Annotated in this window: 20 protein-coding genes; 5 read left to right on the forward strand and 15 right to left on the reverse strand. The window is 67.0% G+C overall.

The window, feature by feature from the left end; translation table 11 throughout:
- The first annotated feature begins 333 nt into the window (after positions 1-333).
- Positions 334-684: a hypothetical protein gene (locus ACAM57_RS17050; RefSeq protein WP_369658251.1), complete on the forward strand. Its 351-nt coding sequence runs from the start codon at positions 334-336 to the stop codon at positions 682-684.
- 74 nt (positions 685-758) lie between these two features.
- Here ACAM57_RS17050 and ACAM57_RS17055 read toward each other — a convergent pair whose 3' ends face one another.
- From ACAM57_RS17055 to ACAM57_RS17090, 8 genes are all read right to left on the reverse strand, one after another.
- The gene (locus tag ACAM57_RS17055) at positions 759-1,262 is read right to left on the reverse strand and encodes a disulfide bond formation protein B (protein ID WP_369658252.1); all 504 of its coding nucleotides are present in this window, start codon (positions 1,260-1,262) and stop codon (positions 759-761) included.
- The gene (locus tag ACAM57_RS17060; protein WP_126019394.1) at positions 1,259-2,356 is read right to left on the reverse strand and encodes a sulfate/molybdate ABC transporter ATP-binding protein; all 1,098 of its coding nucleotides are present in this window, start codon (positions 2,354-2,356) and stop codon (positions 1,259-1,261) included. The genes ACAM57_RS17055 and ACAM57_RS17060 overlap by 4 nt, the downstream gene beginning before the upstream one ends.
- A gap of 21 nt (positions 2,357-2,377) precedes the next feature.
- The gene (cysW, locus tag ACAM57_RS17065; protein WP_369658253.1) at positions 2,378-3,280 is read right to left on the reverse strand and encodes a sulfate ABC transporter permease subunit CysW; all 903 of its coding nucleotides are present in this window, start codon (positions 3,278-3,280) and stop codon (positions 2,378-2,380) included.
- 1 nt (position 3,281) lies between these two features.
- Positions 3,282-4,169: a sulfate ABC transporter permease subunit CysT gene (cysT, locus tag ACAM57_RS17070; RefSeq protein WP_184638211.1), complete on the reverse strand. Its 888-nt coding sequence runs from the start codon at positions 4,167-4,169 to the stop codon at positions 3,282-3,284.
- Entirely contained in the window at positions 4,170-5,186 is a 1,017-nt protein-coding gene (locus ACAM57_RS17075; RefSeq protein ID WP_369658254.1) for a sulfate ABC transporter substrate-binding protein, read from the reverse strand.
- Positions 5,183-5,758, reverse strand: coding sequence for an RBBP9/YdeN family alpha/beta hydrolase (locus ACAM57_RS17080; RefSeq protein WP_369658255.1), 576 nt, complete (start codon positions 5,756-5,758; stop codon positions 5,183-5,185). Before ACAM57_RS17080 ends, ACAM57_RS17075 begins: the two co-directional genes overlap by 4 nt.
- A 24-nt stretch (positions 5,759-5,782) precedes the next feature.
- Positions 5,783-6,424 carry a peroxiredoxin gene (locus ACAM57_RS17085; RefSeq protein ID WP_126019383.1) on the reverse strand — a complete coding sequence of 214 codons (642 nt, stop codon included), beginning with the start codon at positions 6,422-6,424 and terminating at the stop codon, positions 5,783-5,785.
- Positions 6,425-6,555: 131 nt separating this feature from the next.
- Complete coding sequence (locus tag ACAM57_RS17090; protein WP_126019381.1) at positions 6,556-7,470, reverse strand: LysR family transcriptional regulator; 915 nt, start codon at positions 7,468-7,470, stop codon at positions 6,556-6,558.
- A 136-nt stretch (positions 7,471-7,606) separates the two neighbouring features.
- Here ACAM57_RS17090 and ACAM57_RS17095 point away from each other — a divergent pair, with 136 nt between their 5' ends.
- Positions 7,607-8,254 (forward strand): FMN-dependent NADH-azoreductase, encoded by a 648-nt coding sequence (locus ACAM57_RS17095; protein ID WP_369658256.1) that lies wholly within the window; start codon positions 7,607-7,609, stop codon positions 8,252-8,254.
- Between the two features lie 70 nt (positions 8,255-8,324).
- Here ACAM57_RS17095 and ACAM57_RS17100 read toward each other — a convergent pair whose 3' ends face one another.
- On the reverse strand, positions 8,325-8,879 hold the full coding sequence (locus tag ACAM57_RS17100) for an NADPH-dependent FMN reductase (RefSeq protein ID WP_184638219.1): 555 nt from the start codon (positions 8,877-8,879) through the stop codon (positions 8,325-8,327).
- Positions 8,880-9,215: 336 nt separating this feature from the next.
- Here ACAM57_RS17100 and panE point away from each other — a divergent pair, with 336 nt between their 5' ends.
- Both panE and ACAM57_RS17110 read left to right on the forward strand, forming a co-directional pair.
- Entirely contained in the window at positions 9,216-10,157 is a 942-nt protein-coding gene (panE, locus tag ACAM57_RS17105) for a 2-dehydropantoate 2-reductase (protein ID WP_369658257.1), read from the forward strand.
- 7 nt (positions 10,158-10,164) lie between these two features.
- Positions 10,165-10,833 carry an Asp/Glu/hydantoin racemase gene (locus tag ACAM57_RS17110; protein WP_369658258.1) on the forward strand — a complete coding sequence of 223 codons (669 nt, stop codon included), beginning with the start codon at positions 10,165-10,167 and terminating at the stop codon, positions 10,831-10,833.
- Here ACAM57_RS17110 and ACAM57_RS17115 read toward each other — a convergent pair.
- Positions 10,820-12,178 carry an NAD(P)/FAD-dependent oxidoreductase gene (locus tag ACAM57_RS17115; RefSeq protein WP_184638225.1) on the reverse strand — a complete coding sequence of 453 codons (1,359 nt, stop codon included), beginning with the start codon at positions 12,176-12,178 and terminating at the stop codon, positions 10,820-10,822. The two genes, ACAM57_RS17110 and ACAM57_RS17115, sit on opposite strands and share 14 nt — an antisense overlap.
- Positions 12,179-12,283: 105 nt before the next feature.
- Here ACAM57_RS17115 and ACAM57_RS17120 point away from each other — a divergent pair, with 105 nt between their 5' ends.
- Positions 12,284-13,294: an alpha/beta hydrolase family protein gene (locus ACAM57_RS17120; RefSeq protein WP_369658259.1), complete on the forward strand. Its 1,011-nt coding sequence runs from the start codon at positions 12,284-12,286 to the stop codon at positions 13,292-13,294.
- 17 nt (positions 13,295-13,311) lie between these two features.
- Here the strand turns inward: ACAM57_RS17120 and ACAM57_RS17125 are convergent, their stop codons facing one another.
- The 5 genes from ACAM57_RS17125 to ACAM57_RS17145 all read right to left on the reverse strand — a co-directional run bounded on the left by ACAM57_RS17125 (position 13,312) and on the right by ACAM57_RS17145 (position 17,978).
- Positions 13,312-15,270 carry a family 2A encapsulin nanocompartment cargo protein cysteine desulfurase gene (locus ACAM57_RS17125; RefSeq protein WP_369658260.1) on the reverse strand — a complete coding sequence of 653 codons (1,959 nt, stop codon included), beginning with the start codon at positions 15,268-15,270 and terminating at the stop codon, positions 13,312-13,314.
- Between the two features lie 6 nt (positions 15,271-15,276).
- Positions 15,277-16,209: a family 2A encapsulin nanocompartment shell protein gene (locus ACAM57_RS17130; protein WP_184638231.1), complete on the reverse strand. Its 933-nt coding sequence runs from the start codon at positions 16,207-16,209 to the stop codon at positions 15,277-15,279.
- A gap of 63 nt (positions 16,210-16,272) precedes the next feature.
- The gene (locus tag ACAM57_RS17135) at positions 16,273-16,542 is read right to left on the reverse strand and encodes a helix-turn-helix transcriptional regulator (RefSeq protein WP_125950756.1); all 270 of its coding nucleotides are present in this window, start codon (positions 16,540-16,542) and stop codon (positions 16,273-16,275) included.
- Positions 16,539-17,453 (reverse strand): serine O-acetyltransferase EpsC, encoded by a 915-nt coding sequence (gene epsC / locus ACAM57_RS17140; RefSeq protein WP_126019365.1) that lies wholly within the window; start codon positions 17,451-17,453, stop codon positions 16,539-16,541. The genes ACAM57_RS17135 and epsC overlap by 4 nt, the downstream gene beginning before the upstream one ends.
- 39 nt (positions 17,454-17,492) lie before the next feature.
- Complete coding sequence (locus ACAM57_RS17145) at positions 17,493-17,978, reverse strand: rhodanese-like domain-containing protein (RefSeq protein WP_369658261.1); 486 nt, start codon at positions 17,976-17,978, stop codon at positions 17,493-17,495.
- Between the last annotated feature and the right edge of the window lie 72 nt (positions 17,979-18,050).

Raw genomic sequence — 18,050 nt, forward strand, 5'->3', positions numbered from 1 at the left:
GGGCCGCTTTCCTTCAAGAAGAATTCGGCGCCGGAAAGGAAGTTCCGGAGAAGCTCCACGGTTTTCGCACGATCCTAGCCGCGTTTGCTGAAGGACTTTTAAAGACCAGCGCAGTGCATTGACACCATCCTCTTACAAGGAAACGCACTGCGGCTCACACCCCGGCCAGATCGTGACTTTAGGCACTGTATGCACGCGAATTGCCCTCCTACATTGGCAATTGGGCAGTGCACTGAAAGCCGCCCGCCACAGCAGATGCCAATGGGCCCGCGAATATCTTTTTTCGCGACCGGGGCATCACTTTTCCGACGTATTCAATTAAGGGAAACGACCATGAAATTCAAACAGTCGAACACGCTGCTGCGCAATGCAGCCCTGGCCGGTGCAATTGCGACGCTGCTGGCTTTCAGCGGTATTGCGGGCGCGGCCCATACGCCGCAGGACAGCGACATGATGCAGACGACGGGCGTCATCGCCAGCGTCGGCGCGCCCGCTTCGAAGACGAAGGTGGAAGAGGTTTCGGCCCAGCAGGACTTGCTGAGCTTCGTCGCGCCTGCTGCCAAGACCGAAACGGCTCAGCCCATGAACACCGCGATGGTCAACAGCTGCTCGGCCCGCTGGTACTGGCGCAGCCTGCTGGAAGAAATGGCTTGCGGCTTCTCGGGCCAGGGCTGGTTCAACTGAGGCGAATCCGCCTCGCTCTCTTCGAGAACGCAAAAACGCCGCCTGTCGGGCGGCGTTTTCTTTGCGCGACCGTCTCAGCGCGCGCGACGCGAGCGAATCAGCAGCGTGATCAGCATCAGCGACAGAACCACGAACGCGATGAACGACCAGTTCGCCAGCGTCAGGCCGAAGAGCGACCAGTCGACCTTCGAGCAATCGCCGCCGCCGCGGAAGATCATCGGCAGAGCGCGCTTCAGCGGGAAGGTCTCGATCATCCCGTAGAGGTCGCGCCCGCAGGTGACGACTTCGGGCGGATACCACTGCAGCCAGCTCTGCGAGGCCGCCGTGTAGGCGCCGCCGAAAGCGGCCAGCAGCGCCAGCACGCCGCTCACCACACGCAGGCCCACGTTGCGGAACACGCCGGCCAGTCCGGTGAACAGCGCCACCAGCACCAGCGCGTAGCGCTGCACGATGCACATGGGACAGGGTTCGAGCCCGACCACGTGCTGCAGGTAGAGCCCGAAGGCCAGCATCAGGACACAGGCCAGGCAGATCAGCCCGAACGCGCGGCGCGGCGCGCCGAAGTACCAATCGATCAAGGAGATACCCAATCTTCTTCTACGAACACTCTGGCCTTGCGCGGATTGGCGACGACGGTGTCGCCCTCCTTCAAGCCCAGATCGCGGAACTGTTGCGCAGGGAGTTGCGCTTCGATGATGGTTCCGGAGCCCGGATTATCTGGATTCGATTCCGTGGGCTCAAGTTCCAGCCGCGCAATGGGTCCGACGACGATCGCGCGCGACAGCGTGGCGACGATGCCCGAGGCGCCGTTCACGTAGGGTGTCACGTCGATGTCATGCGGGCGCACATAAGCACGCGCCTTGGCGTCGCGCGCGCCGCTGTGTTCGGGAGACTCGAGGCGCATGCCGTCGAGCTGCACCGCGCCGTTGTCGGCACGGCCGTGGAACAGGTTCACGTCGCCGAGGAAGCCGTAGACGAAGGGGCTGGCGGGCTGGTCCCACACTTCCTGCGGCGAGCCGACCTGTTCGATCTGGCCCTTGTTGATGACCACCACGCGGTCGGCTACCTCGAGCGCCTCTTCCTGGTCGTGCGTGACGAAGATGGAGGTGACATGCAGCTCGTCGTGCAGCCGGCGCAGCCAGCGGCGCAGTTCCTTGCGCACCTTGGCGTCGAGCGCGCCGAAGGGTTCGTCGAGCAGAAGCACCTTGGGCTCCACCGCCAGCGCGCGGGCCAGCGCGATGCGCTGGCGCTGGCCGCCGGAGAGCTGCGAGGGATAGCGGTCGGCCAGCCAGTCGAGCTGCACCAGCTTGAGCAGGTCGGTCACCTTCTGCCTGATCTGCGCGTCGCTCGGGCGCTCCTTGCGCGGCTTCACGCGCAGGCCGAAGGCCACGTTCTCGAACACCGTCATGTGGCGGAACAGCGCGTAATGCTGAAACACGAAGCCCACCTGCCGCTCGCGCACGTGCACGTCGGTGGTGTCCTCGCCCGAGAAAAGAATGCTGCCGGTGTCGGCCGTCTCCAGCCCCGCGATGATGCGCAGCAGCGTGGTCTTGCCGCAGCCCGAGGGGCCGAGCAGCGCGACCAGTTCGCCCGAATCGACGTCGAGGCTCACGTCGCGCAGCGCGCGGAAGTCGCCGAACTGCTTGCTGATGTTGCGGATTTCGATGCTCATGATTTCTTCTCTCTCACTCTCTCAGGCCGCGGTGGCTTCAGGGGGGCGTTCCGGGGGCAGCTCGGCAATGGCCTTCATCTCGCGCTCGTGGCGCCATTCGATCACCGACTTGATCACCAGCGTGACCAGCGCCAGGATCGCCAGCAGCGACGCCACGGCGAAGGCGGCCACCGACTGGTATTCGTTGTAGAGCACTTCCACGTGCAGCGGCATGGTGTTGGTCTGGCCGCGGATGTGGCCAGACACCACCGACACCGCGCCGAACTCGCCCATGGCGCGCGCGTTGCACAAAATGACGCCGTACAGCAGGCCCCACTTGATATTGGGCAGCGTCACGCGCCAGAAGGTCTGCCAGCCGGTCGCGCCGAGCACGATGGCGGCCTGCTCCTCGTCGGTGCCCTGCGCCTGCATCAGCGGCACGAGCTCGCGCGCGATGAACGGGAAGGTCACGAACACGGTCGCCAGCACGATGCCGGGTACCGCGAAGATGATCTTGATGTCGTGCTCGGCCAGCCACGGGCCCAGCCAGCCCTGTGCGCCGAACACCAGCACGTAGATCAGGCCCGCCACCACCGGCGACACCGCGAACGGCAGGTCGACCAGCGTGGTCAGCAGCGCCTTGCCGCGGAACTCGAACTTGGCGATAGCCCAGGCGCCGGCCACGCCGAACACCAGGTTCATCGGCACCGCGATGGCGGCCGTGATCAGCGTGAGGCGGATGGCGCTCCAGGCATCGGGTTCCTTCAACGCTTCGAGATAGGCCGTGACGCCCTTGCGCAGCGCTTCGGTCGCCACGGCGGCCAGCGGCAGCACGAGGAACAGGAACATGAACCCGAGCGCGAGGCCGATCAGCAGCCAGCGCACCCAGGCGGCCTCGGTAGTGCCGGCCTGCGCGCGGCGAACGACTTTGGAAGGGGCACTCATGTCAACTCCCCGAACGGCGACGCTGCCATGCCTGCAGGCCGTTGATGACCAGCAGCAGCACGAAGGAAATGACCAGCATCACCAGCGCGACCGCGGTGGCACCCGCGTAGTCGTACTGCTCCAGCTTGCCGATGATGATGAGCGGCGTGATCTCCGAGATCATCGGCATGTTGCCGGCGATGAAGATCACCGAGCCGTACTCGCCGATGGCGCGGGCGAAGGCCATGGCGAAGCCCGTCAGCAGCGCAGGCGCGATCGACGGGAAGATCACCTTGGTGAAGGTCTGCAGACGCGTCGCGCCCAGCGAGGTGGCGGCTTCTTCCAGCTCCTTCTCGGCGTCTTCCAGCACCGGCTGCACCGTGCGCACCACGAAGGGCAGCCCGATGAAGATCAGCGCGATCACCACGCCCGCCGGCGTGAAGGCCAGCTTGATGCCGTGCGGCTCCAGCAGCTGGCCGATCCAGCCGTTGCCCGCGAGCAGCGCGGTCAGCGAAATGCCGGCCACGGCCGTGGGCAGCGCGAAAGGCAGATCGACCAGCGCGTCGACGATGCGCTTGCCCGGAAACTTGTAGCGCACCAGCACCCAGGCCACCAGCAGGCCGAACACAGCGTTCACGATGGCGGCCAGCAGCGATGCGCCGAAGGTCAGCCGGTAGGAAGCCATCACGCGCGGCGCGGTCACGGCCACCCAGAACTGCTCCCAGCTCAGCGTGAAGGTCTTGAAGACCAGCGCCGACAGCGGGATCAGCACGATCAGGCTCAGATAAAGAATCGAAAAGCCCAGCGTGATGTGGAAACCGGGCAGCACGCGCTTGGCGCCGCCTGCCCGGTTGGCACGAGAAAAAGGCGCTCCCGCAGACGGGAGCGCCGAAGTAACAGCGCCGCTCATTTACCTGCCGCCAGGGGTGTACAGCTTGTCGAACTGGCCGCCGTCGTTGAAGTGCACCTTCTGCGCTTCACCGAGGCTGCCGAAAAGTTCCTGCACCGTGAAGAGCTGCAGCGGCTTGAAGGTCGAGGCGTACTTCTTGAGCACCGTCTGCGAGCGCGGACGCAGCGCATGCTTGGCGGCGATTTCCTGCGCCTCTTCGGAGTACAGCCAGTCGAGATACGCCTTGGCGAGCTCGCCGGTGCCCTTCTTGTTGACGGTGCGCTCGACCACGGCCACCGGGTTCTCGGCCACGATGCTGATCGACGGATAGACCGAGTCGACCTTGCCGGTGCCGAATTCGCGGTCGATGGAGACCACTTCCGACTCGAAGGTGATCAGCGCGTCGCCGATGTTGCGCTGCAGGAAGGCGGTGGTCGCGTCGCGGCCGCCGCGTGCCAGCACCGGCACGTTCTTGAAGAGCTTGCCGACGAACTCGGCGGCCTGGGCATCGGTGCCGCCCTTCTTCTTGATGTAGCCCCAGGCGGCCAGGTAGGCGTAGCGGCCGTTGCCGCCGGTCTTGGGGTTGACGATCACGACCTGCACGCCGGGCTTGACCAGGTCGTCCCAGTCCTTGATGCCCTTGGGGTTGCCGTTGCGCACCAGGAACAGCATGGTCGACGTGGTCGGCGATGCGTTCTCGGGGAATTTCTTGTTCCAGTCCTTCGCGACCACACCGGCGTTGGCGAGGAAGTCGATGTCGGTGGAGGTGTTCATCGTCACCACGTCGGCGTCGAGGCCGTCGGCCACCGCGCGGGCCTGCGCGCTGGAGCCGCCGTGCGACTGGTCGATCTTCACGTCCTTGCCGGTGGCCTTCTTGTAGTGCGCCACGAAGGCCGCGTTGTAGTCCTTGTAGAACTCGCGCGCCACGTCGTAGGAGGCGTTCAGCAGCGACGTGCCCTGTGCGAAGGCGGTGCTGCCGGCGAGTGCGGAGGACGCCAGCGCGAGCACGGCGACGAAGGTCTTGATTCTGGAAGTCATGTGGTTGCGAGGTTCTCTGAAAATTCACGGCCCGCCGACCATGCGGCGGGCTCGTCGGTCAGCGACTGGAGCAAGGCAAGGCCCAGCGGCCAGTCCCCGTGCCCCGAATCGATGTTGATGTGGCCCGCATTCTGCATCCGGACGAACTCGCTGCCCCAGGCGCGCGAATATGCGCCTGCCAGGCGGATCGGACAGTACGGGTCATTGCTGCTGGCCACCACGATGCTGCGGTACGGCAGCGCGGCATAAGGCACGGGTGCGAAATCGGACAACACGGCGCGGCGCTCGGGGTCGGCCGGCGCCACCAGTAGCGCGCCGCGGATGCGGGCAGCCGCCTCGGGCGGCAGGTGCGCCGTGGCGATGCAGCCCAGGCTGTGCGCGGCGATCACCACCGGGCCTTCGCTCTCGAGCACCAGCCTGGCCAGCGTGCTCACCCAGGCTTCGCGCTTGGGCGAGGCCCAGTCGTCCTGCACCACGCGCGCTGCGCCCGGAATGCGCTCCTGCCACAGGCTCTGCCAGTGGCCGGGCCCGGAGTCGCGCCACCCAGGCACGATGACAACGCGCGTGTTCATGACTGAGCCGCCCTGCCCGCTTGCTTACTTGTTCGGCTGCGGCGTGATGCGCAGGTACGGGCGCACGGCCTTGAAGCCCTTGGGGAAGCGCTCGGCCAGCTCGGCCGGGTCTTGAATGGCCGGGATGATGACCACATCGTCGCCGTCCTTCCAGTTCACCGGCGTGGCGACCTTGTGGCTGTCGGTGAGCTGCAGTGAGTCGATCACGCGCAGGATCTCGTCGAAGTTGCGGCCGGTGGACGCCGGGTAGGTGATGGTCGTGCGGACGATCTTCTTCGGGTCGATGATGAACACGCTGCGAACGGTGGCCGTGGCCGAGGCGTTCGGGTGGATCAGGTCGTACAGGTCGGCCACCTTGCGGTCTGCGTCCGCGATGATGGGGAAGTTGACCGTGGTGTTCTGCGTGTCGTTGATGTCCCCGATCCACTCCTTGTGCCTGGTGGCCGGGTCCACGCTCAGCGCGATGGGCTTCACGCCGCGCTTGGCGAATTCGCCCGACAGCGCCGCGGTCTTGCCGAGTTCGGTGGTGCACACGGGCGTGAAGTCGGCGGGGTGCGAGAAGAACACGACCCACGAATCGCCGGCCCACTGGTAGAAGTCGATGGGGCCTTCGCTGGAATCCTGGGTGAAATTGGGGGCGGTGTCGCCTAGACGCAGAGTAGCCATGATCGCTCCTGGATGGGGATGGGAGTCCCGGATTGTGCGAACCCTTGCTTCAATGCCAAACGAATATCTGCTTGTTTGGATATGACGTTTTCCGCATAACGAGGGCAACCCGGCCCCAAATCGGCCGGGCGCTAGAACATCCGCATGTCTGCGCTCTGCAGGTGTTCCATCAGGAAATCGATCAGCTTGCGCACCGCCGGCACCAGCGCCCGCCGCGCCGGAAACACCATGTGCGCCACCACCGGCGGCGGCCCCCAGCCCGGCAGCAGCCGTACCAGACGGCCGGCTTCCACGTCGGCACGGCACATGTAGTCGGGCAGCATGGTCGCGCCGATGCCGCCCAGCGCGCCGAACTGCAGCGTGGCGAGGTCGTCCGCTACGTACAGCGGCGTGTGCGAATGGACGAGGCTCTCGCCGTTCGGGCCTTCCAGCCGCCAGTCGCTGCGCCCTTCCCCGTTGACCGACATGGCCGCCGTGGGCAGCTTCCCCAGGTCGGCCACCGTCTGCACCGGCCCGTGTCGCGCCAGCAGCCCCGGGCTCGCCACCAGCACGCCCCGGCTGTAGCCGAAGGTCTTGGCCACCAGCACCGTGCTGTCCTCGATGGCCGGCCGCACGCGCAGCGCGATGTCGATACCCTCCTCGATCAGGTCCACCGGCCGGTTGATCACCTTCATGTCGATGCGCACCGCGGGGTAGCGCTCCATGAACACCGGCATCAGCTGCGCCAGCCCGCTGTGCGCGATGGTGACCGGGCAACTCAGCCGCACCAGTCCGCTGGGCTCGGTCTGCACCTGCGCCACCGCCTCGGCCGCCGCCTGCGCCGCGTCGCGCATCGCGGAAGCGTGCCGCAGGTAGATCTCGCCGGCCGGCGTGAGCGACAGCCGCCGGGTGCTGCGCTGCATCAGCTGCACGCCGAGGCGCTCTTCCAGCTCCGCCACCCGCCGCGAGAGCCGCGACTTGGGAATGCCCAAGGCCCGGCTGGCGGCCGCGAAGCCGCCGCGCTCGGCCACTTCGGCGAAGAAAACCATGTCGTTGAGGTCCTGCATGGCGGCCATTGTCCTGCAATCAGGACGATCTATGCAATTTTTGGCTACTTATCGGCAACTCGACCCAAAAATAGAATTACGCCATTGCCGGCCGATTTTGAGTGCCGACAGCCAACACAGAAAGTGATCGATTGAAATGAAGCTGCTCCACATCGACTCCAGCATCCTCGGCACCAACTCGACCTCGCGCCTGCTTTCGGCCGAGATCGTGACCGCATGGCGCGCCGCCCACCCCGACACCACCGTGGAGTACCTCGACCTGGCCGTCAACGCACCCCCGCACTTCAGCGCCGACGCGCTGGGCATCAAGGTCGGCGTGCAGGCCCAGCCCACCGAAGCCCAGGCGCGTGAAAACGCCCTGTCCGAAAAGCTTGTGAGCCAGTTCCTGGCTTCGGACGTGGTCGTCATCGGCACGCCGTTCTACAACTTCTCGATCCCGACGCAGCTCAAGGCGTGGATCGACCGCCTCGGTCAGGTCGGCCGCACCTTCAAGTACACCGACAAGGGCCCCGTGGGCCTGGCCGGCGGCAAGACCATCATCGTGGCCTCCAGCCGCGGCGGCGTCTACTCGACCAGCGAAGGCGGCCAGGCCATGGAACACCAGGAGAGCTACCTCAAGGCAGTCTTCGGGTTCTTCGGCATCACCGACGTGCGCATCGTGCGCGCCGAGGGCGTGGCGATGGGCGACGAAGCCCGCAACAGCGCCCTGGCGGCTGCCCGCGCCGACATCCTGGTGGCGACGGCAGAAGCCGCGAACCAGAAGAGCGTCGCGCAGGCTGCCTGAGCACGTTCAGCCTCGCACCATGAAAAAACCGCCCGATGGGCGGTTTTTTCGTTCCGGCCTGCGGGGAATCTCAGGCCGAGTGGCTCTTCACCCAGGCCACGTACTTGTCCATCCAGCCCTGCAGGAACTTCTTCGAGCCCTCGTTGCCGATGTGGCCCTTGTCGTCGAACAGGTCGTCCTTGGCCTGCAGGAACACTTCGGGGGCGCCAAGCGTGGGCACGTCGAGGTAGGCCAGGATGTTGCGCAGATGCTGCTGCGCCAGCGCGGTGCCGATGGCGCCGACCGAGATGCCGACCACCCCGGCCGGCTTGCCCGCCCAGGCGCTCTGGCCGTAGGGGCGCGAGGCGTGGTCGATGGCGTTCTTCAGCACGCCGGGAATGGAGCGGTTGTACTCGGGCGTGACGAACAGCAGGCCGTCGGCCGCCGCGATCTCGGTCTTCAGGCGCTTCACCGAAGGAGCCTGGTTGGCGTCGTCGTCCTGGTTGTACAGCGGCAGGTCGTCGATGCGCAGGCTTTCGAAGGTGAAGTCCGAGGGCGCGAGCTGCGCCAGCGCGAGGGCCAGCTTGTGGTTGAACGAATCCTTGCGCAGGCTGCCGACGATGACGGCGATGCGGGTCTGTGCCATGGGTGAAGCTCCTTTGATGAGGGGGTCGGAAATGACGAACGCGATTATGCGAAGCGCCCAAGACCTTATCCGGAAAAGTTCATGCATTTACACCGTGGCACCCGATCGCTGCCTCGCGATCGATGCGCTCGGGGCATGTCGAACCTGCCCTGCGCCCAGGCCTGCCGGGCGATGCCATCGCGCATCATGTGCCGGACCGCCCGCGCGTGTTCCACCTCTTGCCATTTGCCCGCCGCCGACAGCCGGGGAAGGCGCCCGCTCGAAGCAGGCTGCGGCGATCCCGGGCATCATCGCGGCCGGTCTTTTTTCCTCTGTCGAATACAGGAGCGAAACGCGATGAGATTTCTGGTGGTGGGTGCCGGCGCACTCGGTGGTTATTTCGGCGGCCGTCTGCTGGAGGCGGGACGCGACGTCACCTTCCTGCTGCGCCCGCGCCGCGCGGCCCAGCTCGCCAAGACCGGGCTGGTGGTGCAGAGCCCCTTCGGCAACCTGCAGTTGCCATCTCCGAAGCATGTGCTGGCCGATGGCATCGACGGCACCTACGACGTGATCGTGGTCGGCAGCAAGGCCTACGACCTCGGCTCGACCATGGACTCCTTCGCGCCAGCCGTGGGCCCGAACACCGTGATCCTCCCGCTGCTCAACGGCATGAGCCACATCGACAGGCTTGCCGAGCGATTCGGCAGCGAGCGCGTGCTGGGCGGACTGTGCATGATCTCCGCCACCCTCGACGACGAAGGCCGCGTGCTGCATCTCAACGACATGCACGGCCTGAGCTTCGGCGAACGCGCGGGCGGCCGCTCGGCGCGGGTCGACGCCATCGCGGCGCAGTTCGCCGGCGCGAAGTTCGATGCCACCGCCAGCGAGAACATCTCGCAGGACATGTGGGAGAAGTGGGTCTTCATCGCCTCGGCCGCCGGCCTCACCAGCCTGATGCACGCTTCCATCGGCGACATCGTGGCCGCCGGCGGGCAGGACGTGGCGCTGTCGATCTTCGACGAGTGCTGCGCCATCGCCGCCCACAACGGCTTCGCGCCGCGCCCCGCCGCCGTGCAGCGCGGCCGCGCCATCATCACGGCCGCCGGCTCGCCGATGACGGCCTCGATGTACAAGGACATGGCGCGCGGCGCGGCCGTGGAAGCCGATCACATCGTCGGCGACCTCCTGAGCCGCGCAGCGCGCGGCAACGCCACGGTGCCCACCGTGCTGCGCACCGCCTACGTGCACCTCAAGGCCTACGAGGCGCGACGCGCACGCGAGGCTGCCGCGGCTGTTTGAGGATCCGATGAAAGACGCGCTCGCCTTCCTGCACACGGCACAGGTCCACGTGCCGACATTCGAGCGGCTGGTGCGCGAGAACGCGCCCGCGCTGCGTGTGCGGCACGTGGTGCGCGGAGAGCTGCTGGCTGACGCGCGCGTCACCGGCGTCGACGACGCCGACCTCATCGCCCGCGTTAACGAGGCGATGCACGAAGCCGCCGCGGGCGGCGCAAAGGTCGTGGTGTGCACCTGCTCGACCATCGGCGCCATCGCGGAACGCACGCCCTCCGGCGATGCATTCAGAGCCCTGCGCATCGACCGGGCCATGGCCGACAAGGCCGTTCGCACCGGGCCTCGCGTGCTGATCGCCGCAGCGCTCGAAAGCACGCTGGCGCCTACGAAGGCCCTCGTTCTTTCCGCCGCACAGAACGCTGGAATCGCCGTCCAGCCGGCCCTGCTGTTCGTCGAGGACGCATGGCCGCATTTCGAAGCCGGAGCCCACGCGCGCTACATCGAGACACTGGCTGGCGCGATCCGTGCGGCGGCAATCGAGGCCGACGTCGTCGTGCTGGCCCAGGCCTCGATGGCCCCCGTGGCCGATACGCTCGCCGACCTGGGCATCGACGTGCTCAGCAGCCCCGTACCCGGCACCGCCCACGCGGTGACACTGGCCCTGGCGCTCAGTCCGACTTGAGGATCGTCTCGCCCTTCAGCATCCCCATGTCGCGGATGTTGAAGCGGTGGCGCTTCCAGCCTTCCCAGGTGCGGCGCATGTTGCCGATGGAGATCAGGTAGTACAGCACCTTGAACATGCCGACCGGGCCGCGCATCGGCGTGCCGCGGTAGATGTCGCCGGCCAGCAGCGTCATCAGCCCTTCCTTCACGCGGAACGGGTTGCCCGGATGCATGAACATGTCGCGGATGGTCGGGTTGGTCACGCGGTAGATGAACCACGAGTACTCGCGCGGGCCCTTGCGCATCATGGCCTCGAAGCCCTTGCGTACCGCGGCCAGCTGGGCCGGCTTATCGAGCGCTGTCGCCACCAGTTCAGCGCCGTCGAAGGCGCTGTGCATGGCGAGGTATACGCCCGAGGAGAACATCGGGTCGATGAACGTGAAGGCATCACCCAGCATCAGGTAGCGATCGCCCGTGGCGTGCGTGCTGGAGTACGAGAAGTTGCCGGTGGCATGCACCGCGTCGTCGACCAGCGTGGCGTTCTTCAGGCGGTCCACCAGCACCGGACAGGTCGCGATGGTGTCGTAGAAGAACTCCTTGAGCGGCTTGTCGCGCGTCTTCAGGTAGTACGGCCAGCACACCGCGCCCACGCTGGTGGTGCCGTCGGCCAGCGGAATGAACCAGAACCAGCCGTGCGGGAACCAGCAGATGCTGATGTTGCCTTCCTTCTTGCCCTCCAGCCGCTCGGCGTTGGTGAAGTGGCCGAAGAGCGCGGTGCTGTTGTGGTCGGGGTTCTTCTGCTTGCAGCGGAATTTGTTGGCCAGCAGCGTGTCGCGGCCGGTGGCATCGACCACGAAGCGGGCGCGCCAGCTGCGGCGCGCGCCGTCGTCCATCTCGGCCTGGACCGTCGCGCCCTCGGCGTCGAAGGCCACGTCGCGCACCTTGCAGCCTTCGATGGCCTGCGCGCCGCAGGTGGCGGCGTTGCGGAACAGAAGCTCGTCCAGCTCCGAGCGGCGCACCTGCCAGGCCGAGTCGAGCGACTTGTCCAGGCCCTCGCCGAATTCCACATAGCTGCGGTGCTCGTGCTCGGGCGAGACGAACTCGATGCCGAACTTCGGCATGCCGATCTTCTCGACCTGGTCGCGCACGCCGAGCTTGTCGAACAGCTCCACGTTCGCGGGCAGCAGCGATTCGCCGATGTGGAAGCGCGGGTGGTGCGCCTTCTCCAGCAGCACCACCTTGCGGCCCTGCCGTGCCAGCAGCGTGGCGATGGTCGATCCGGCGGGACCGCCGCCGACGACCAGCACGTCGCAGGATTCGTCGGCGGCCCGGGGCGCGGGAGAAGAAGCTTGGGACAGGGACATGCGAAGGCAGGCAACGTTGTTAACAATCGCAAGCATAGCGCGGCGGCCTGCGAAGACCGCAAAGCCTGCTAAGCAGCCCACCGGCTGGCGCCGCACACTGGGGCAATGCGCCTCCTCCATCTTCTGCGCCCCTTCTGCCTCGCCGCCGCATGCCTGTCGGCGGTGTTCACCCATGCCGCCGGCTTCAGCACCATCGATATACCTGCCGACCGCGAAGGCCCGGCGATGCAGGGCGCCGTATGGACACCGTGCGCCGCACCCGCGGGCGAGATCAAGCTGGGCCGCAACACGATCCAGGGCGTGCGGGACTGCCCGCTCCCGCCGGGCAACGCCCGGCTGCCGCTCATCGTGATCTCGCACGGCTACGGCGGCTCCTTCCTCGGCCATCACGACACGGCGCAGGCGCTCGCCGACGCGGGCTTCATCGTCGCGGCCATCAGCCATTCGCAAGACAACTTCCAGCTCCGCGGCGGCCCGGACGACAGGATCGTCGCGCTGGCGACGCGAACCACCGACATCAAGCGGCTGATCGACCACATGCTCCAGAAGTGGCCCGCGCACGGCAGGATCGCGGCCGACCGGATCGGCTTCTACGGTTTTTCGAGGGGCGGCTACACGGGCCTCGTGCTCGCGGGAGCGCGCCCGGACTTCGAGCGGCTGTCGCCGCTGCCCTCATCCCCGTGCGCAACGCAGCCCGAAGGCAAGGCGTGCGAATGGGTGAAGCAGGGCTTCCAGGAACTGCTGGCCACGCCACTGACGCACGACACCCGCATCAAGGCGGCCGTGATCGCCGACCCGCTCGGCATGCTCTTCGACGCCCGGGGCCTGAAGAACATGAAGATCCCGATCGAGCTCTGGGCGTCGACCTACGGCGGCGACGGCGTCACGCCCGAGAGCGTGGCAGCCGTTCGCGGCAACCTGCCTGTGGCGCCCGAATGGCATGTGGCCGACAAGGCCGAACACTTCGGTTTTCTCGCACCGTGCTCGCAAGCACAGCTCGACGCCAGGATCGAGATCTGCCGCGACGCGCCCGGCTTCGACCGAATCGCCTTCCACAAGGCATTCAACGCCGAGGTAGCGGCCTTCTTCAGCCGCCACCTCGGGCCAACGCACTGACCTTCACTGACCAGGCATCAGCCCGCGCGCCGCTGCGACGCGAGCCGCCGCACCACCGCCACCAGCCGGTCGATCTCGTCGAAGGTGTTGTAGAAGGCCAGCGAGGGCCGCACCGTCGTCTCCACGCCGAAGCGGCGCAGGATGGGCTGCGCGCAATGGTGGCCGGTGCGCACCGCGATGCCCTCCTCGTTCAGCGCCTGCCCCACCTCCTCGGTGGTGTAGCCGTCGAGCACGAAGGACATCACGCTGGCCTTGTCGGCTGCCGTGCCGATCAGCCGCACGCCTGGAATCGCGCCGAGCTGCGCCATGCCGTACACCAGCAGGTCATGCTCGTAGCGCGCGATGTTCTCGATGCCGATCTTGTTGACGTAGTCGATGGCGGCGCCCAGCCCCACGGCGTCGGCGATGTTGCCGGTGCCGGCCTCGAACTTGTTCGGGATCGGCTGGAACACCGTCTTCTCGAAGGTCACGTCGGCAATCATGTTGCCGCCGCCCTGCCACGGGGGCATGTCTTCGAGCACCTCGCGCCTGCCCCACACCACGCCGATGCCGGTCGGGCCGAACACCTTGTGGCCGGAGAAGACGAAGAAGTCGGCGCCGATGTCCTGCACGTCCACGCGCATGTGCGAGACCGACTGCGCGCCGTCCACCAGCGCCTTCGCGCCAGCGCGGTGCGCCAGCTCGACGATCTCCTTCACCGGCACCACCGTGCCCAGCGCGTTGGAGACCTGCGTGACGGCGACGATCTTCGTGCGGTCGTTCAGCAGCTTGCGGTATTCGTCGAGCAGCACCTGGCCCGATTCGTCCACCGGAATCACGCGCAGCTTCGCGCCCTTGGCGGCGGCAAGCTGCTGCCACGGCACGATGTTGGCGTGGTGCTCGAGGTTCGACACGACGATCTCGTCGCCCTCGCCCACGTGCTGCCCGCCCCAGCTCTTGGCCACGAGGTTGATGGCCTCGGTGGTGCCGCGCACGAAGATCACCTCTTCGACCTCGGGCGCATTGATGAACCTGCGCACGCGCTCGCGGGCGCCTTCGTAGGCGTCGGTCGCGCGCGCGGCCAGCTCGTGCGCCGCTCGGTGGATGTTGGAGTTCTCGTGCTCGTAGAAATACGAGATGCGGTCGATGACCGACTGAGGCTTGTGCGTGGTGGCCGCGTTGTCGAACCACACCAGCTGCTTGCCGTTCACCCGCTCCTGCAGTATCGGGAAGTCGCGCCGCACGGCGTGGATGTCGAAGGGAGGATGCTGGCCGCTGCCGGCCAGCGGCACGGCGCCGGGCCCGCGCGGATCGGGCTTGGCGGGCGTGACGAAGCCGCTGGGCAGGCGCACCGCGTCGACGAAGTAGAACTGGGGTTCACTCCCTCCCCCCTCTGGGGAGAGGGTTGGGGTGAGGGGCAGCCCCGCACCTTGCGTCGTCCGCTGGCCCTCACTCCAGTCCTCACCCGCAAGCGGGAGAGGGGGCGAGACCACGGGAGTCGCGCCGGCCGACGGATGCCCGTAGCCGTTGTCCAGAAAGTAGAACGACGAAGCCGCGGCTTGCGGTGCCACTGCCCCATTCAGCTGTGGCACGCCCTGCACCGTGCCACCCGAGCGCGGCTCGAAGGCCGGCGCCACCGAGAGCACGCTGTCCGGCACGCCGTTGCCCGCCACCGCGTGCGGCACCAGCGCCGGCGCGCGGTTCGCGAGCGAAGGCACCTGCGTCGGCGATGCCGGCACCAGGTTGGCGCCCGGAATCTGCCCTTGTGGGAAGGGCGTACCCGGCACGCTGGGCCCGAAGCCGGCAGGGCTCGCCAGCGGCGAACCCGCGGGCGCGACGTTGGTCGGAAACTGCGCTCCCGGCACCAGCCCGTTCGCCACGCCGGGCACCGAGTCGGGCGGCGTGCCCGGCAGTGCGGAAAACATGGCGCTGGCCATGCGCGCGAGAACCGCCGGGTCGAACGGCGCCTCGCCCGGGATCGATGGAGTGCTGCTCACAGCGGCTTACTTGTAGGTGTCGGCGTAGTCGTGGTACTTGCCGATCTCGACATCGTCGAGCACCGCCAGTGCGTCGGTGGTCAGCACCGCGAGCGAGCAGTACAGCGAGATCAGGTACGACGCGATCGCATGGTTGTTGATGCCCATGAAGCGCACCGACAGCCCCGGGCCCTGCTCGCCCGACAGACCCGGCTGGAAGAGGCCCACCACGCCCTGGCGCTTGTCACCCACGCGCAGCAGCAGGATCTTGCTCTTGCCATCGGCCACCGGCACCTTGTTCGACGGGATCAGCGGAATGCCGCGCCAGGTGATGAACTGCGAGCCGAAGAGGCTTACCGTGGGCGGCGGCGTGCCGCGGCGCGTGGCTTCGCGGCCGAAGGCGGCAATGGCCAGCGGGTGCGTGAGGAAGAAGGCCGGCTCCTTCCACACCTTGGCCAGCAGCTCGTCGAGGTCGTCGGGCGTGGGCGCGCCGGTCAGCGGGAAGATGCGCTGCTCTTCGCTCACCTGCGCCAGCAGCCCGTAGTCGGGGTTGTTGATGAGCTCGCTCTCCTGGTTCTCCTTGATCGTCTCGATCGTCAGGCGCAGCTGCTCCTTGATCTGGTCGTGCGGGCTGCTGTAGAGGTCGGAGATGCGGGTGTGCACGTCGAGCACGGTGCTCACGGCGTTCAGGTAGTGCTCGCGCGGGTTCTCCTCGTAGTCGACGAAGGTGCGCGGCAGCTGGTTCTCTTCTTCGCGCGACGTGCAGGTGACCTTGATGGCCTCCGGGTTCTTGACCTTGTTGACGCGGTAGATGCCCGCCTCCACCGGAACCCACTGCAGCAGGTGCGTCAGCCAGCGCGGGCTGATGGTCTCGAGTTGGGGGACTGTCTTGGTGGCATTGGCCAGCTGTCTTGCGGCGTTGTCGCCAAGGGCGGTGGTACCACCAACTGTTGCGCTCATGGATCAGGCTTTCGTGGTTGAGAAAAAAGTGGCCGCCAGTGTCCGGCGGCCACGGGTTTTCCCTCAACAGGCTATAGCCGCCAAGTTGATCCTTCGCGCGAGACGCGACTGCTCCAACTGCTCGCAGCGCATGAGCAGGCCGACCATGTTGATACCCAGCGCGGTAGCCAGCTTCTGCGCGGTGACGATCGATGGAATGACGCGGCCGCGCTCGATCTCCCCAACGTAGGAGCGGTTCAGATCGGAACGCTCAGCCAGTTCCTCCTGCGACCAGCCCCTGTCCTCGCGCAGCTGACGGATGGTCACGCCGAAGTCTTCGACGAACGCCTTCATACGCCACCTGCCTTCGGTGCGTTCTGCAGGCTGGCCTGCGTGACGCTCGCGCCCGGCGGCACGTCGTCGGTGATCCACACGTTGCCGCCGATGACGGCGCCCTTGCCGAGCGTCACGCGCCCGAGGATGGTCGCGCCGGCGTAGATGACCACGTCGTCCTCCACCACCGGATGGCGCGGCAGGCCCTTCTGCAGGTTGCCCTCGGTATCTGTCGGGAAGCGCTTGGCACCCAGCGTGACGGCCTGGTAGAGCCGCACGCGCTTGCCGATGACGGCCGTCTCGCCGATCACGACGCCCGTGCCGTGGTCGATGAAGAAGCCCGCGTCGATCTTCGCGCCCGGATGAATATCGATGCCCGTCTGCGCATGCGCCAGCTCGGCCACGATGCGCGCCAGCAGCGGCAGCCCGAGCTTGTAGAGCTCATGCGCGAGGCGGTGGTGGATCATCGCGAGCACGCCGGGATAGCACAGGAGCACCTCGTCGACGCTGCGCGCGGCCGGATCGCCCTGGTAGGCGGCGAGCACGTCGCTGTCGAGCAGGCTGCGCAGACCCGGCAGCGCATTCGCGAAGCGGCGCACGGCCTCGGTGGCGATATCGTCGATTTCGCTGGCAGGGCGCGGCTCGTGGCGCGCATTGAAGTTCAGCTCCAGCCGCGCCTGAACCAGCAGCGCCTGCAGGGCCGAGTCGAGTGTGTGGCCGACGTAGAAGTCCTCGCTCTCGTGGCGCAGGTCCGGCGGGCCGAGCCGCATCGGAAAGAGTGCGCCCTTGAGCGACTCGACGATCTGCGCGAGCGCATCGCGCGACGGAAACTCGCGCGCGCCGGGCTCGCGCGAGCGCCGCTGCGAATCGCGCCACTCGTCGCGCACGCCATGCAGTGCGCGCACGATGTCGCTCACCTCGAAATGGGCCATCTGTAGTTCCTCCCGGAGAAGTAGTGTTCGGGTGCGGTCTCAGTCCTGCACCCAGGGCAGCTTGTGGAAGCGCCAGCCGTCGGAGCCGCCGCGGTGCTGCTGCGCATCGATCTCGCCCTCGAAGCCTTCGAGCACGTTGAAGACGTTCGTGAAGCCGGCCTTTGCCGCAGCCTCGGCCGCCAGCGCGGAACGCTTGCCGCTGCGGCACAGCAGCAGCACGACGGCTTCCTTGCCGCCGTCCTTCGCGAGCCTGGCTTCGAGCTCGCGCACGAAGCGCGGATTGCGCGTGAGCGCCGTGCCCGTGGCCCAGGCCACGTGCTGGCTGCCGGGCACGTGGCCGACGAACTTGCGCTCCTCGCCGGAGCGCACGTCGACCAGTACGGCCTGGCCGTTCTGTACCAGTTCCCAGGCTTTCTGCGGCGCGACGCCGCCCGCATAGGGCAGATTGCTGCCGGCGGCCCTGGCGCGCGCCTGTTCGAGTACTTCGGGCAAGGCGATGACTTCTTCTTCAACTTCCGCTGACATGCTGTGAGGCTCCTGTTGTGCGTTGGATACGCCTTGGTGGCGATAACCACCACTGTAGGAGCCGGGCGCCGA

This window comes from Variovorax sp. V15, assembly GCF_041154425.1.
GTDB classification, from domain to species: domain Bacteria; phylum Pseudomonadota; class Gammaproteobacteria; order Burkholderiales; family Burkholderiaceae_C; genus Variovorax; species Variovorax guangxiensis.